Source organism: Synechococcus sp. 'PEA 65AY6A-5F PE A' (genome assembly GCF_047462575.1).
Taxonomy (GTDB): domain Bacteria; phylum Cyanobacteriota; class Cyanobacteriia; order Thermostichales; family Thermostichaceae; genus Thermostichus.
On sequence record NZ_JAOALE010000001.1, the window covers coordinates 111,888 to 126,013 of the forward strand.

Annotated in this window: 15 protein-coding genes; 7 read left to right on the forward strand and 8 right to left on the reverse strand. The window is 60.3% G+C overall.

Going from position 1 to position 14,126, the window contains the following annotated elements; genetic code table 11:
• The first annotated feature begins 49 nt into the window (after positions 1–49).
• Positions 50–946: a putative CRISPR-associated protein gene (locus tag GG26_RS00545; protein ID WP_099812327.1), complete on the forward strand. Its 897-nt coding sequence runs from the start codon at positions 50–52 to the stop codon at positions 944–946.
• Here GG26_RS00545 and GG26_RS00550 read toward each other — a convergent pair.
• From GG26_RS00550 to GG26_RS00565, 4 genes are all read right to left on the reverse strand, one after another.
• On the reverse strand, positions 943–2,421 hold the full coding sequence (locus tag GG26_RS00550) for a hypothetical protein (protein ID WP_414388363.1): 1,479 nt from the start codon (positions 2,419–2,421) through the stop codon (positions 943–945). The genes GG26_RS00545 and GG26_RS00550 overlap by 4 nt on opposite strands.
• A 93-nt stretch (positions 2,422–2,514) precedes the next feature.
• Positions 2,515–3,210 (reverse strand): alpha/beta hydrolase, encoded by a 696-nt coding sequence (locus tag GG26_RS00555; protein WP_414388365.1) that lies wholly within the window; start codon positions 3,208–3,210, stop codon positions 2,515–2,517.
• Positions 3,211–3,241: 31 nt separating this feature from the next.
• Positions 3,242–4,255 carry an oxygen-dependent coproporphyrinogen oxidase gene (hemF, locus tag GG26_RS00560; protein WP_414388417.1) on the reverse strand — a complete coding sequence of 338 codons (1,014 nt, stop codon included), beginning with the start codon at positions 4,253–4,255 and terminating at the stop codon, positions 3,242–3,244.
• 121 nt (positions 4,256–4,376) lie between these two features.
• Positions 4,377–4,619 (reverse strand): Ycf34 family protein, encoded by a 243-nt coding sequence (locus tag GG26_RS00565; RefSeq protein ID WP_011429756.1) that lies wholly within the window; start codon positions 4,617–4,619, stop codon positions 4,377–4,379.
• A 213-nt stretch (positions 4,620–4,832) separates the two neighbouring features.
• On the opposite strand from GG26_RS00565, the gene GG26_RS00570 reads away from it, so the two are divergent.
• The 3 genes from GG26_RS00570 (at position 4,833) to GG26_RS00580 (ending at position 8,085) form a co-directional block, all read left to right on the forward strand.
• Positions 4,833–5,126: a hypothetical protein gene (locus tag GG26_RS00570; protein ID WP_011429755.1), complete on the forward strand. Its 294-nt coding sequence runs from the start codon at positions 4,833–4,835 to the stop codon at positions 5,124–5,126.
• Between the two features lie 444 nt (positions 5,127–5,570).
• Positions 5,571–6,821 (forward strand): MDR family MFS transporter, encoded by a 1,251-nt coding sequence (locus GG26_RS00575; RefSeq protein ID WP_414388368.1) that lies wholly within the window; start codon positions 5,571–5,573, stop codon positions 6,819–6,821.
• A 49-nt stretch (positions 6,822–6,870) separates the two neighbouring features.
• The gene (locus tag GG26_RS00580) at positions 6,871–8,085 is read left to right on the forward strand and encodes an NAD(P)/FAD-dependent oxidoreductase (RefSeq protein WP_414388370.1); all 1,215 of its coding nucleotides are present in this window, start codon (positions 6,871–6,873) and stop codon (positions 8,083–8,085) included.
• Here the strand turns inward: GG26_RS00580 and proC are convergent.
• The 4 genes from proC to speB form a co-directional block, all read right to left on the reverse strand.
• Positions 8,071–8,874 carry a pyrroline-5-carboxylate reductase gene (gene proC / locus GG26_RS00585; RefSeq protein ID WP_011429750.1) on the reverse strand — a complete coding sequence of 268 codons (804 nt, stop codon included), beginning with the start codon at positions 8,872–8,874 and terminating at the stop codon, positions 8,071–8,073. The genes GG26_RS00580 and proC overlap by 15 nt on opposite strands.
• Before the next feature lie 5 nt (positions 8,875–8,879).
• Entirely contained in the window at positions 8,880–9,449 is a 570-nt protein-coding gene (locus GG26_RS00590; RefSeq protein ID WP_414388419.1) for a cell division protein SepF, read from the reverse strand.
• Between the two features lie 573 nt (positions 9,450–10,022).
• Complete coding sequence (locus GG26_RS00595; RefSeq protein ID WP_206336810.1) at positions 10,023–10,745, reverse strand: YggS family pyridoxal phosphate-dependent enzyme; 723 nt, start codon at positions 10,743–10,745, stop codon at positions 10,023–10,025.
• A gap of 147 nt (positions 10,746–10,892) precedes the next feature.
• Positions 10,893–11,798 (reverse strand): agmatinase, encoded by a 906-nt coding sequence (gene speB / locus GG26_RS00600; protein WP_011429747.1) that lies wholly within the window; start codon positions 11,796–11,798, stop codon positions 10,893–10,895.
• A gap of 172 nt (positions 11,799–11,970) precedes the next feature.
• On the opposite strand from speB, the gene GG26_RS00605 reads away from it, so the two are divergent.
• From GG26_RS00605 to GG26_RS00615, 3 genes are all read left to right on the forward strand, one after another.
• Positions 11,971–12,723 carry a DUF561 domain-containing protein gene (locus GG26_RS00605; RefSeq protein WP_011429746.1) on the forward strand — a complete coding sequence of 251 codons (753 nt, stop codon included), beginning with the start codon at positions 11,971–11,973 and terminating at the stop codon, positions 12,721–12,723.
• A gap of 31 nt (positions 12,724–12,754) precedes the next feature.
• Positions 12,755–13,054, forward strand: a complete 300-nt coding sequence (locus tag GG26_RS00610) for a hypothetical protein (protein ID WP_143597299.1) — start codon at positions 12,755–12,757, stop codon at positions 13,052–13,054.
• A gap of 325 nt (positions 13,055–13,379) precedes the next feature.
• Positions 13,380–13,982: a DnaJ domain-containing protein gene (locus GG26_RS00615; RefSeq protein ID WP_414388376.1), complete on the forward strand. Its 603-nt coding sequence runs from the start codon at positions 13,380–13,382 to the stop codon at positions 13,980–13,982.
• The last annotated feature ends 144 nt before the right edge of the window (positions 13,983–14,126 follow it).

The window sequence follows — 14,126 nt, forward strand, 5'->3', positions numbered from 1 at the left end:
GAGAGGGGATGGAGCCCTTAAAAACTGCGAGAAAGTTAGGGGATAACTCATGCAGACCATCATCATGACGGTGGGCACCTCTTTGCTCACCAACCCGGACAAAAACCTGCAACCACAACGCCCTTGGGTCGGCCAAAAAACCATCGGGGATCCGGAACGGGCCTTGGCCTGGATGAAAAAGACAGATTTGGAACTAATCAGCGCCGAAACCAATACCTACTACCGGCTGGATCCCACTCCCCAGGATGCCTTGATTTTGCTTTACTCCGAAACCTCTGAAGGACTGGAGTGTGCCCAGATTTTGCAGCTCTTTTTTGAAGAAGCGCTGGGCCAACAACAGGTTTCGCTGGTGCCCCTCCCCGGCGTTAACTACGAGCTAGAGGGATCCTCCCTGGAGCGGATGGCCGAGCTGTTGCGCCAGTTGGCGGAAAGCGCCAAAGGGATCGTCACCTTCGCCGCCACCGGGGGCTTCAAAGCCCAGGCCATGATCATGGCCGTGGTGGGCAGTCAATTGGGGATCCCGGTCTGCTACATCCACGAGCAATATAAATCTCTGGTGTATTTACCTTACTTACAGCCGCAAGTCCAGCCGCGGATCCCGCGGGCGGCTCTCCCCGATTCCGGTCGAGATCGCTCCCAGGTCATCCAATTGCGGAGCGACAGCAGCCATCACCGTCCTCGCAGTTGGGTCAAGGTGGAAAAGCTCCTGCGCGACCTTCCCTGGGTAGATCTGGTTCGCTACGACTCAAACGCCTACGCTGCCCCCAAAAACGGCGTCAAAGCCGCCAACCGCAGAACCGAAGATGGTCGCCACATTTTGTGGGTTCATCTCCACGAGAGCCAGGACACCCATCTTGCGGTTCGGGTGGAGACCACCGGCTATACCCCCGACCACCTGGAGCAGGCTGCCGCCGAGTTGCGGGAGCGCCTTGGCCGTCTCCTTTAGCTTTTGCTCAACTGCTGGACCACCATCTGCACAATTGCCTGGGCCGCACCTGGTCTGCCCCCCAGCTGTTGCAGTTCCCTCTGCATCTGCTGACGCCGCTCGGGATTAACCAACAGGGCTCGCATCTGTTCGGCCACCTGGGCTGGGCGCAAATGGCTTCGCAGCTCCGGCACCACCTCGTGTCCGGCCCAGATGTTTGGCCAAGCCAGGTGGCCCAACCACTGCAGGGCAATTCTGTTGATGAGGCGGGCTAGCCAGGTGCCCAGGCCAGGCAAGCGGGCCAACAGGCCAGGGATCCCGTCCCAGGCGCGCATAGCTTCTAGCTTGTTGGTGGGGATTGCCACCACCATGGGCACCCCCAGGTAGGCCAGCTCAGCGGTGTTGGCCCCAACTGTGGTTAGGCAGAGGTCGCAGTTGGCCAGCACCGAATAGGCAGGGAAACGGGTCCACAGCTGTACCGTGGTGCCAAAGGGGGTGACGAAGTGGGATCCAAGATTGGTTTGCTCCAGGGTGGCGGAGGTGCCGTAGATGATGGCCATATCGGGGTTAAGCCGGGGATGGGCATAGGCCGCCAGGGATTGTGGGGTCTGTCCAGGAGCCACCGGGATCACAAAGCGGACGTTGGCCAACAGCTGGCGCAATTCATCGGCCACCGCCAGCACCAGCGGCACCCCCAAGGAGAGCTTGGCCGGCTTGGAGCCGGGGAGCAGCCCCACCTGGTAGTGGGTGCGGATGCTATCGCCAAGACGTTGCCAGCCGCGCGGCAGCAAGGCTTCGTCGGCAGAGGTGGGTTCCACCTTTTCCGGTGCCGTTCGCAGCGATCCCAGCTCCTCGATGGGATCGGGGAGGGGCTCGAGGAGGGTGGAAAAGCCTGCCGTCGATTTGGGAGCAGCGCTAGGAGTCGGCGGGGGAAGGGAGCGGCTGCTGAGCCAGCCGGGAAGAGGTATCCCCGGCAAGTAGACAGCACTGGCCACGCCATCGGCCATCAGATCCCCGACCACGTGCATCTTGGCAGCCCAGCGGTGGCCCAGGAGGCGTCCCCCGTCGTAGCGACGTTTGATCTCCTCCGTCCGCACCGCAAAAACGTCTACCCAGGGTCGCCAGCGGGGCCGATGCTCGGCATACACCACCACGCGGTAGCCGAGACGACGGGCAATCCAGACAGCAAAAAACTGATCCCCCCCCAGAAACAGCACCACCCCCCGTTTGGCCCAGTCCCAAGCTTCTTCGGTTTGGCCAGTGAGCAAAAAAGCTAGAAAAAAATCGGGATCCTGAACCCGATCGACCTGGATAAATTCCTCTGCTATCTTCACCTCTTGCCCAGAAGCGTGCGGACAAGGAGAGAGCACCAGGGAAAGACGCGCCTGGGGCAGTTGCTGACGCAACTCTAGGACAACTGGCCGCACCCAGGTGAGCAGCTCGCCGGGGCCGTTGGAGAGGATGAGGATGTCGTAGGGAGGCTGGCCGCCGTTCACTGAGACCCTTAGGGAGAGGGGGCAAGAACTTTGCCGCTATTGTATTTGCCTTCGGGCGCCAGGAGGCAACAGCTCCCAGACCTTGCCTAGGGTTCAACTCCAAGGAGGGCCACCGTTTTTGTCCAGCTGACTTTGCAACCACCCTTGGATATCCCGCAAACTTTCTGGGGAAACCTCGTGGCCCATTGCGTACTCGCGATAAGTAAAGCTCAGGGGCAGCAAGGCAAAGTAGTCGCGGATCTGGCGGCCAAAGGCCACCGGTAAAACGGTATCGGCAGTGCCGTGAACCACCAGGATCTTCAGATGCTGCATCCGGGCTGGCTCTACCGCCTCGGCCAGGATCTCTGGCGAAAGACGACCGCTTATTGCCACCACGCCGGCTAGCTTCTCAGGCTGGGTTAGAGCCAGATATAAGCTCATGATTGCCCCTTGGCTAAACCCCAGCAAATAGACCTGGGCCGGATCCAAGGAAATGTCGGCCATTCCCTGGGACAAAGCCTGATCCAGAAAGCAGCTTAAAAGCTCCCGGCTGCGGCGGGCTTGCTCGGGATCCCCCACCAGCCCTTCCGGCGTCCAGGCCATTTCAAACCAGGCAAAGCCACCCGCCCCCCAGGGAAGCGGCGCCCTTAGGCTAATCACCGCTAGGCGGGGATCCAAGTAAGGGGCCAACTGGAGGAGATCCCCCTCATGGCTGCCGATCCCGTGCAGCATCACCAACACAGGAGCAGATCCCGGCCCGGCCTGGCGGGGCGGTTGAAAGCGGTAGACAAGGGGCAGAGGGGAAGACAACGCGATCCTCAAAAATTGAGACCAGTACCGCCTAGGCCCAATCCCGAGGCTGGCGCAGCACTTCGTAGAGCTGGGCTTCCCAGCTATCGGGCGGCGGCTCGTAGCCGTATTCCCAGCGCACCAATGGCGGCAACGACATCAGGATCGACTCGGCACGACCTTGGGTCTGAAGACCAAAGACCGTGCCCCGGTCGTAGACGAGGTTAAACTCCACATAGCGCCCGCGCCGGTAGAGTTGGAACTGTCGCTCCCGTTCCCCCCATTCCATCCCCTGCCGCCGCTCCACAATCGGCACATAGGCAGGCAAGAACGCCTCGGCACAGGCTTGCACCAGCTCAAAGAGATGCTCCCAACTGCGGGATCCCACCCGCGCCTGGAGTGGCAGCGGCTCAGCCACAAGCTGTTCGGGATCCGCCTCTGCCTCACCCTCAGGGCGGTAGAGCAGCCCGGGCCGGTCGTCTTGATAGTCAAAGAAAATGCCGCCAACGCCGCGGGCCTCGCCCCGATGGGGCAAGAAGAAGTAGCGGTCGCACCAGATCTTGAAAGTTGGGTAGTAGACCGGATCCAGACGGTCGCAGGCCGCTTTGGCGGTGCGGTGAAAATGAGCCGCATCCTCCTCAAACAAGTAGTAGGGGGTGAGATCCATGCCGCCGCCAAACCACCAAACCGGCCCCGCCTCGAAATAGCGGTAGTTGAGGTGAACCGTCGGCACGTAGGGGTTGCGGGGGTGCAACACCATCGAGGTGCCGGTGGCGTAGAAAGGATGCCCTGCTGCCTCTGGGCGCTGTTTGCAAATCGAAGGGGGCAGCTGGGATCCAAACACCTCGGAAAAATTGACCCCTCCTTGCTCGAACACCCCTCCCTGCTGGATGACCCGCGAGCGACCGCCCCCCCCTCCAGGGCGTTCCCAACTGTCTTCCCGAAACTTGGCTTTGCCGTCCAGAGCTTCCAGACGAGCACAGATCTCGTCCTGGAGGTGCCGCATAAACTGGCTTACTCGTTGACGGGCATCTGTTGGCGGCGCTGTCGGGCTTGCGGTCAGCATCATCGTCTTTCCATCTCTTGAAACGGACAGAACAACCTCCCCCTGCTAAGGGCAGACCCAAGGCTCAAGCCCCGCAGGCGCGGAGAACCCTTTTTCGGCGATCTAGGCCACTCCTAGGATTTTAAGTGGGAACGACCTCCTGGGGGCGAAGCCGAGCCCACTTGTTCCGCTCCTCGCGAAAGCTCTGGCAGGCCACCACATCCCACTCCATCTCGGTGCCGCCGTTGCGGATGTTGACGTTGATCTGGGGTCCTTGCGGCTCAAAATCTGGCGTCAGGGTGAGGTGGGGCTGCTGGTGCTGCGCTTCCACAGCGTGATAGGTGGTGCAACGATCCACATAGTAGCAGTGAATACAAATGCACATGGCTGCTGCCTACCCGAAAGAGTCTGTGACCTCGACGATAGCATTCTCAGAGGCGGGGGATCCGGCTTGCTCAACCGACTCCTGAGGCATTTCTTAGGAAAGAGAGGCATCTCCCCTTCTCTCGTCTAAAATCTCAAGTACTCATCCACCCATGAGGCTAAGGTTTGGTTCCTAGTCAGGATCGAGTCAACCAGGCTATCCCGAGAAATTGCCATGAACACCCACACCCGCTACCGCTTTACCTGCACCCTCTCCTTTGGGGATATCTACGGCCAGATCATCGTTTGGCTAATCGTGATTTTTGCCGGCCTGGGTGCCGCCCTCTCTTTGATGAATAGCCCCCTCTACGCCTTTCTCACCATCGCGCTGATCTTGGTCATCTCCCTGCCTTTTCTGCTCTTTGCCTTCGTGACGACGCTGCTCAACCACATCGAGTTTGTGGCTGTTCCACCGGAAGAAGAGGAAGAGCGCGCTGCGGCAGCCGAGTCGCCGGTGACCGTCAGCTAGCAGCCATCTGAACCTGGCGGCCCCAGGGATCCCTGGGGGCGCGGGACAGGGGCACTTTCTCCTTAATACTTGTTTAAGCTTTGTCAAATTTTGTCTATAATCGGGGCTAGCAGCCCTGCTGGCTGGCCCCTTTGCCTTTGCGCTTCCTAGCTCAAGGAAACAGCCGGGGTTGGCTCAAGGAAGGGCTGCAGGAAAGCGTAGGAAAAGGTGTGTGCAAGGGTGATGAAGGCAATGGAAAATAGCTAGGCCCAGCTCGATACCGAGTGTACCGGCTGGCGCGGCTGTTGAGCGAATACCTCAACTTGGGGAGTTAATTGCAGTTTCCGCCGGATCTTTGGAGGGTGAGCCGCTGGCTCCCCCTCAGTTTTCCGCCCGCTGAAGTGGATCTGGCGTCAGCGACCGGGATCCCGTAAGCTAGCTAACCTATCTCCCGTTGCATCCCCTATGCGGATCCCGTCCTGGTGGCCAAAGCTAAGTTTTCAGGTTTGGCTAATCTTTATCGGTCGGCTGCTCTCCCAAACCGGAACCGGCTTTACCCTGTTCTACGCCAGCCTCTTTTTCGTCAATCAGGTGGGGCTGACAGCTACCCAGGTGGGTTTGGGCCTGGGCTTGATGGCCTTTACTGGCGTATTTGGCCGCATCCTCGGAGGTTCGATGGCAGACGGAGCTTGGGGCCGCCGCTCCACCTTGATCCTCTCGCTGGCCATTTCCGCGCTGGGATCCTTCGGCTTTGCCCTTTCCCGTGGCTTCTGGAGCTTTGCCTTGGCCAACCTGGTGGCGGGGTTTGGGCAGGGCCTCTATTGGCCGCCGGCGGAAGCAATAGTAGCGGATCTAACCCCGCGCGAGCAGCGCAACGAAGCCTATGCCCTAAACCGCCTGGGGGATAACTTGGGCCTGAGCCTCGGCGTGGCCATGGCCAGCGCCCTGGTGGCTCTGACGAAGAACTACCGCCTCTTGTTTATTATCGACGGCCTCACGTACTTGATTTTTTTAGCCCTGCTCTGGCTTTGCATTCGGGAAACTCGGGTAGCTCCGTCGGCGGCAGAGTTCGCAGGCTGGAAAGCCGCCCTGAGGGATCGCCCCCTATTGGTGTTTGCCGCGGCCAACATTTTCTTCACCACCTACATTGCCCAACTCAGCAGCAGCTTGCCCCTTTACTTGCGCAAGGGGGCTGGGATGTCTGAGGTACAGATTGGCACGTTGTTTGCTCTGCACGGCGCCCTCGTTGCCCTGCTGCAGATGCCGGCAGCTCGTTGGCTCAATCGCTGGACGCGTGTCCGCGCCCTCCGGGGATCCGCACTGATGTGGGGGCTGGGATTTGGTTTGGTTTGGCTCAGCGGCCTGGCGGCCCAGTTGGGAGCGATGCCGGCTATAGGGATGGCGGCCTTGGCCTTGGCAGTGCTCTCGTTGGCCTTGGTGAGCTACAATCCCTCCGCTTCGGCGCTGGTGGCAGATTTGGCCCCGGATCATCTGCGGGGGGTGTATCTGTCGGTCAACTCCCTCTGTTGGGCAGCAGGCTTTGCCCTTGGGCCGCTAATTGGGGGAGTGGCTCTGGATCTGCCGCCAGCGTGGGCAGGCGGGCTGTGGTTGTTTTGGGTGGCCAGCGTTAGTCTTGTCTGGGGGATCCTTAACGTTTTGGATGGCCTTCTGCCCCTTCGCGCCAAGGAGGCTGCTCCCCTGGCCAGCAAGCTCTAGGAGGAGATGGGCAGCTTGTTAAGCTAATGTTACCTTCAGCTTTCTGAACATGCGTCGTATTTGCATCCTTGGGGGCGGCTTTGGCGGGCTGTACACAGCCCTGGAGCTTATCTGCCGACCTTGGCCGGAGCCGCCCCAAATTACCCTGGTGGATCGTCAGGAGCGCTTTGTCTTTGCTCCTTTGCTCTACGAGCTGCTCACTGGTGAGATGGAAGAGTGGGAGGTGGCCCCCCGTTTTCAGGATCTGCTGCCGGAGGGGGTAGAGTTTCGCCGCGGCGCGGTGCAGTCGGTTGACCTCCAAGACCACCGCGTCTTTTTAGCAGAAGGGCAGACCTTGGAGTACGACGCCTTGGTGCTGGCCCTGGGAGGGGAAACTCCCCTGCAGGGCGTGCCAGGAGCAACAGAGTTGGCCTTTCCCTTCCGCACCCTGGCCGATGCCCAGCGGCTGCGGGCCCACCTGCAAACTCTAGAAGCCCGGGATCCGGCTCAGGCGATCCACCTGGCTATTGTGGGGGCGGGGGCCAGCGGCGTAGAGCTAGCCTGCAAATTGGCTGACCGGCTGGGATCGCGCGGCCGGATCCGTCTTATTGAGCTGGGATCCCAGATTTTGTCGGGGTTTGCCCCCTCCAGCCGGGAGGCGGCCCAGGCGGCGCTGGCCCAACGGCGGGTGCAGGTGGAGTTGCAAACCAAGGTCTTGGGCATCGAGGCCCTGGGCGAGAACGGCGCCCCTCCCTTCCGCCTGCAACTGCAGCGGCTGGCGGCCCAAGAGATGGCCAGGGATCTTGTGGATGGCGTGCTGTGGACCGTCGGAACCCGACCGGCAGCGGTGATTGCCAACTTGGATCTGCCCAAAACTGAGCGGGGACGGCTGCAGGTTTTGCCCACCCTGCAAACTCCCACCTTCCCAGAGATCTTCGCGTTGGGAGATGCGGCGGCGGTGCTGGATGCCAGTGGCCAGCCGGTGCCCGCCACTGCCCAAGCGGCTTTTCAGCAGGCCGGCTATTGTGCTTGGAACCTGTGGGCTCTGCTCACGCAGGAGCGGCCCCTGCTGCCGTTCCGTTACTTCTCTCTGGGGGAGATGCTGAGCTTGGGAGTGGATGCGGCGGTAGTCTCCACCCTCGCTGGCCTCACCCTAAGCGGCCCCTTGGGCTATTTGGCCCGACGAGCTGCCTACCTGGTGCGCCTCCCTACCCTGGAGCACCAGCTCAAGGTGGGATGGAACTGGATCGCCCGCCCGCTGTGGCAGGCGCTAGGATCCCTGTAGCTGACGGGAGCGCTCGTAGGCTGCCTGCACCGCCCGCATCAAGGCCCCCCGCACCCCCGCCTGTTCTAGGGCTTGGATCCCGGCAATGGTCGTTCCCCCTGGGCTGGTAACCTGATCCTTGAGGAGGGCGGGGTGAAGGTTCTCTTGCTGCATAAGGGCGGCAGTGCCCGCCAAGGTCTGCACCGCCAACTGAGTGGCGATGGAGCGCGGCAACCCCACCCCTACCCCGCCGTCGATCAGCGCCTCCAGGATCACCGCCAAATACCCTGGCCCCGACCCCGAAAGGGCCGTCACCGCGTCCATCTGGCTCTCCGGCACCGTCACCACCTGGCCCACGGCGCGAAATAGCTTCTCCACCTGCTCTACCTGGGCGGGCGTCACCCCCGGCCCGTAGCTGATGGCCGTTATGCCCGCCCCCACCAGCGCCGGCGTGTTGGGCATGGTGCGCACCACCTTTTGCTGGGGAAAAGCCTGCTGCAACTGCTGCAATGGGATCCCGGCCATAATCGAGATCACCAACTGCGTGGCGGACGGCTGGCCCATCTCTGCCACCACCTGCGGGAAAACCTGGGGCTTGACGGCCAAAAATAAAATCTCAGACTCTCCTGCTTGGGCAAGATCCGCCAACAGCCGAATGCCCAGCTCCTGCTGTAGGGTATTGGCCTTGTCCGGGTCGGGCTCCCGCAAAGCCACCTGAGCTGCAGGATAAACTCCCGCGGCCACCCAACGCCGCAGCAGGGCGGATCCCATGGCTCCACCCCCGATTACACTCAGCAGCGGTCGCTCCATGCCGGCTAGTGCTGCCCCACCGCCTGCAAATGTTCATAGCCGCTGGGCCAGAGAGGGGTGGGGCTTTGCAGAGGGCGCTGCAGCGGCGGCATCCCTTGGCTGCTTGGAGTAGAGACCGTCACCGTGCTGGGGGTGAACAAAAAAATGTTTTCGCCAATGCGCTCTTGGTGGCCATCGATGGCGTAGGTGCCGCCGGCAACAAAATCCACAGATCGCTGCGCCTCGGCGGGATCCATCAGGCTTAAGTTCATGATCACCGTCTTGCGCTCCCGCAGGTACTGGATGACTTGTGCCATCTCGTCAAAGCTGCGCGGCTCCAGCACCACCACTTCGCTAGTGGGTGGGTTGACGCCCGGTAATCCAATCACGTTGCTCCCCATACTGCCCCCCCCTAGGCGATCCCGATGTTGACTGCGCCGATGGCCCCGCGCCTCTTCTCGACCGACAGACCCTTCCCTGGCTTCCACTCCCCGCTGTCGGCGTCCGCGTGGAAGGGCACTGGCTTCCTGCTCTTCGGGAGCCGGTTGAGAACGGCGTCCCTCGTAGAGCAGTTGGTAATCCTCCTGCCCTTCCATCTCAGGGTACTCCTCCAGGCTGTCCACGGGATCATTTAGGCCCACAAAATCTCTTACCCTGCTCCAGATTCCATTGACGTTCATCGTCCACATCCTCACTACAGGTCATGGTTTGCGGCAAGCGCAGGATTCAGGCTCCTGATGGGATCTTGAGTAGCCCACTCCAGCCAAAGGGCATCTCCAGCCTCATATTTTTAGTTAAAGTTTTTCAAAAGGCCGAGACAGGGTTTGCTCAAGAAGCTGCCAACGCAGGTTAACAAAACCCATGGACTCGACGAGTCGAGTTTACCCAGAAGAAGTAAAGATGTCATCCCACTTGTCCGGCCATTGCTCTGGCCAGAGTCAACTCTGCTCCTCGTCCGGCTTGAACACGTGTTAACAGAGGTGACGCCAATGATTACAAACTTACCTAAAATTTGCCCTGCGAGGGAAATTTTAGGCAGGATTCCCCTGTTTTTGCCCGATCCAGGCCGAACTCCAGCCCTGAGCGTGCCTTGCAGGGCAGCTCCGAAGTTGGACGGCTTTACACAAAATTTAATCACAATTTAACGGCTTCATAGAGACTCCATCTATCTATTTCCGTTCGGCATCGGCAAACAAAGCGCGCCCCAGCCGGATCAAGTTAGAGCCTGCTGCCACCGCCAGGGGGTAATCGTCGGACATGCCCATGGAGAGGGTGTGCAACTGCAGATGCTCGTAGCCGCTGCGCTGGATGTGATCGGCCAGCTCGGCCAGCTTGCGAAACAGCTCCAGGGCTGCCTCTGAGCTCAAGCCCAAAGGCAAAATGGTCATCAGGCCCACAATTTGCACCTGCAGCAGTTGATTCAGTTGCGGCAGGCTTTGCAACAGATCGGGGATGAGCCAGCCAAATTTATGGGGATCCGGGGCCAATTTCACCTGCAGACAGAGCTTGGGGGTGAGGTGCAGCTCCCAGGCTTTTTGGTTGATCAGCTTGGCCAGGCGCAGGCTATCGACGCTGTCAATCCAGGCAAATTGTCTGAGGGCCGGTTTGACTTTGTTGGTCTGCAGGTGCCCGATCAAGTGCCAGACAATATCGGTCAGATCCTGCAGTTGCGCCTGTTTGGCGGCTGCCTCTTGCACTCGACTCTCCCCAAAATGGCGGATCCCGGCCCGATAGGCGGCGCGGATGTGGTTGACGCTGTAACCCTTGCTCACCGCCATGATTTCCACATGCTCTGGGATCTGGGCGCGGATGGCCTGAATGCGGCTGTGGATGAGCTCTTCGTCGACGGGGGGCGGCGACGGTTCAAGGGAGCTGGAAGAAGGCGGAGACATGGCTGGGGCCACCTGGGAAGCTAGCAGAAGATCTCGGCAGAGAGAGTCCAGTCCTCATTTTGTCTGGATGCTTCGAGATTGGAGCCGGTGCTCCAGCGGCCAGGTGGAAACAGGGGGAACCCGGCCATAGCCCAGTTCTTCTGGAGCTTAGCCCAAGGCCGCCGCCAGGATCTGATAGGCCAGCTTGGCGACGGTGAAGGCGCTGCGGCGATCGGTTTCCCGTTCCCCGGTGACCGCCAGCTCCACCACATCGGCGCCGATGATTTGCCGCTGCTGCCCCAGTGCCCGGATCAGTTCCACCGTCTCCCACCAGCCCAGTCCACCCGGTTCGGGGGTGCCGGTGGCCGGCACAACAGCAGGATCCAGCCCGTCCACATCCACCGTCAGGTACACCTGGGATCCCAGCGTGGCGATCACCTCGGGGATCCACTCCTGGGCGGGCTTGTGGTGCAGGCTGTGGGCGAAGAAGGTGTGCAAGCGGTGCTTGCGAATGGCCTGGCGGTCTTCGGCGCAGATGGAGCGGATCCCCACCTGGGTGAGGCGACCGCCCACTTGCTCCACCACACGGGCCATGGCGGAAGCGTGGGAATAGCGGGATCCCTCGTAGCTGTCTCTCAGGTCGCAGTGGGCATCGATCTGCAGCACGTGCAGCTCTGGGTAGTGGGGCAGGTGGGCGGCAACCAAGGGGCCAGTGATGGAGTGCTCCCCGCCGATGGAGAGCAAAAACCGCCCCGGCCTCACCCACTCGGCGGCGCGGCGCTGGATTGCGGCCATGGCCAGCTCATGAGTGTCCAGCCCCTCGAACTCCACTGGCGGCGCCGTCCAGTAGCGGGAGATCTCTGCGGCAAAGTTGGGGTGGAAAGCCGGCTGGCAGTCTCTCACCTCGTCGTAGATCTCCACGTACGCCGAAGCCTCCAGGAGTGCTTGGGGGCCTTTGGCGGTGCCTTTGCCGTAGGAGGTGGTGGCCTCGTAGGGGATGGGCAACAGAATGGCTTGGGCCATCTCCGGATCCGGCTCAGGCAGGCCCAGGAAGGGGAAAGGAGAGCGGTACATGGCAAGAGCACAAGAAGGGATCCCTATTTTATTGAAAGATCTTGCGATAGTCCGAAAGGATTGGGATGGATCCCTTGTAGGATGGCAGCAAACCCTCTAGACTGAGCAAAGGTTTCCACAGCCGATTTGCTTGCACTCCTCCTGTGTCCCGTTTCCACAAGCTGACAAGCCTATGACCACAGCCTCTCAAGCTGCCCTTTTCGACGCCCTTGCCCGGCGCCGTGCCCTCAAGATCATCAGCGGCCTGCAAAACTTCGACCTGCAGTCGGTGCTGAAAGTCACCCGCGCCGCCCAGGAGGGAGGAGCCACTTGGGTGGATATCGCCGCCAGTCCCGAATTGGTGCAGCAGGTGCGAGCCCAGATCGAGCTGCCCATCTGCGTGTCGGCGGTGGACCCGCAGCAATTGGCTGCTGCCGTGCAGGCGGGGGCCGACATGGCCGAGATCGGCAATTACGACAGCTTCTACCCTTCGGGCCGCATCTTCTCCGCTGCGGAAGTTCTAGATCTCACTCGCCAAACCCGCTCCCTGCTGCCGCGCACTCTCCTGTCGGTTACCGTTCCCCATACGCTGCCTTTGGATCAGCAGGCGGAATTGGCAGAGAAACTGGAGGATCTGGGGGCCGATCTCATCCAAACCGAGGGCGGCACCAGCGCTGAGCCCCGTCACGGCGGATCCCTGGGCCTAATCGAGAAGGCTGCCCCCACCCTGGCTGCCGCCTATGAGATTAGCCGGGTGGTCTCGCTGCCGGTCATCTGCGCCTCTGGCCTCTCAGCGGTGACGGTGCCCTTGGCCATCGCTGCCGGTGCTTCAGGAGTGGGGGTGGGCAGAGCTGTCAGTCGCCTCCAGGATGAAGTGGCCATGGTGGCCCAGGTGCGGGCGCTGAGGGAAGCTTTGTCTGAATCACGGGTGTCGGCCCTTGTTTGACATTGGATGGGAGAGTCCTTTTCCCGGTGGGGTGGCAGGGCGCGGTGTGGCTCTGGCCGAAGCGCAGTTGGAGGTGGGTACCTCCACCACCTTGCCGCCGCAGGCGGCACCGCTGGTGTTGCCTCCCCCGCCGGTGGGAGTTCGACAAATTAGAGAGGATACCGATCCTGAGCAAACCGCCGATATGCCCCTTTCCCTTCTGGCCGAACAGGTGCTGGAGGCGGTGTGCGAAGCGCAAATCGATGCTCAACGGGCCCTGGCCCTCATGCCCGACCTGAGCGAATCCCACATCCGTGCTGCCTGTCCCAAGCGGCTGATCCCCAAAAGCTGAAGGAAAACAAAGGCTGCCCCAGACCTTGGGTTGACAAGTATCCGAAAAACAAGCTAGAGTAAGCGCGCTCCAGAGGAAGGGTGCTCTAACGGCCGGATGTGGGCGCAATTTGCCCAGGGGATCCCCCGTGCGGATTCGCTCCCCACACCAATCTATCCAACTGGGCATCGCCAGAGTGCATCCTATGTGATGCAGGGTTTTACGGTTACCGACAACATTGTTTCACTAATTTGAAATTCTCTGCTTCATCGTGCAGATAAGTTCACAGGCAGCCTGTGAGTTTTGTGCAGGTTTGCACTTGGCATTGGTGATTTGAGGAGAAACCGTGCCCAGAAAAGCCACCAGCACAAAAACCAAAACAACCGGGACAACCTCAAAAGAAGGAGCTGGGCCCGACCCGCAGGTGGCGATTGCCGCAGAAATCCAGCGTCTTTCGGATACTTATGGCATTTCTAAGGAGCTCCTAGAGAATTTTGCCCGGTTTGTAGTCAGGCAGCTACAGCCACCGCCCCGGCTGTCTGTCAAAGAGCTGCAGAAAGCCATTTACAACCACTTTGGCGTTAAAAACGCAGCCGAGCTGAGAAAATCAGCCAGCTTCAGACTGGCAACCAGTGGTATGGGCAAGCTGAACTTATCCAACATAGATGATTTGGAGCGCATTTATCGTCAGCACATCGGGATCCTTCCCAACGAAGAGGGAGAAGAGGGGTATGGCTGCATCAATGGGATCAACATCTTCAAGTACGACTTGCCTTGGCGGGTTTTTGGGCTTGACCCTGATCGAGCTACCGATGAAGACATCAAAGCTGCTTTTTATCGCCTGAGCAAGATTTACCATCCCGATTCTCCGACGGGAGATGACAAAATTTTCCAGCGATTGACTCTTTTCTACAAAAGCCTTACGGAGAAGTTTGAGCAATGGCTATAGTCTATGTTTCCTCAAACAAGCTCGCCAACTTCTTGGGTATCAGCCTTGAGGAACTCAGAGAGATTGAAGCTCACTTTGACAGTATCCCCGATGATGCATGGAAACTGGTGGAAGGTAAAGACTATCGTGTTATCAACAAAAGTT

What these genes read in the sequence shown, in the direction of transcription:
- GG26_RS00575 (WP_414388368.1), top strand. Translation starts at nt 5,571, where the DNA reads ATGCGGATCCCGTCCTGGTGGCCAAAGCTAAGTTTTCAGGTTTGGCTA.
- GG26_RS00595 (WP_206336810.1), bottom strand. Translation starts at nt 10,745, where the DNA reads ATGTCTCCGCCTTCTTCCAGCTCCCTTGAACCGTCGCCGCCCCCCGTC.
- GG26_RS00590 (WP_414388419.1), bottom strand. Translation starts at nt 9,449, where the DNA reads ATGGAAGGGCAGGAGGATTACCAACTGCTCTACGAGGGACGCCGTTCT.
- GG26_RS00605 (WP_011429746.1), top strand. Translation starts at nt 11,971, where the DNA reads ATGACCACAGCCTCTCAAGCTGCCCTTTTCGACGCCCTTGCCCGGCGC.
- GG26_RS00570 (WP_011429755.1), top strand. Translation starts at nt 4,833, where the DNA reads ATGAACACCCACACCCGCTACCGCTTTACCTGCACCCTCTCCTTTGGG.
- proC (WP_011429750.1), bottom strand. Translation starts at nt 8,874, where the DNA reads ATGGAGCGACCGCTGCTGAGTGTAATCGGGGGTGGAGCCATGGGATCC.
- GG26_RS00545 (WP_099812327.1), top strand. Translation starts at nt 50, where the DNA reads ATGCAGACCATCATCATGACGGTGGGCACCTCTTTGCTCACCAACCCG.
- GG26_RS00565 (WP_011429756.1), bottom strand. Translation starts at nt 4,619, where the DNA reads ATGTGCATTTGTATTCACTGCTACTATGTGGATCGTTGCACCACCTAT.
- GG26_RS00580 (WP_414388370.1), top strand. Translation starts at nt 6,871, where the DNA reads ATGCGTCGTATTTGCATCCTTGGGGGCGGCTTTGGCGGGCTGTACACA.
- hemF (WP_414388417.1), bottom strand. Translation starts at nt 4,255, where the DNA reads ATGCTGACCGCAAGCCCGACAGCGCCGCCAACAGATGCCCGTCAACGA.
- speB (WP_011429747.1), bottom strand. Translation starts at nt 11,798, where the DNA reads ATGTACCGCTCTCCTTTCCCCTTCCTGGGCCTGCCTGAGCCGGATCCG.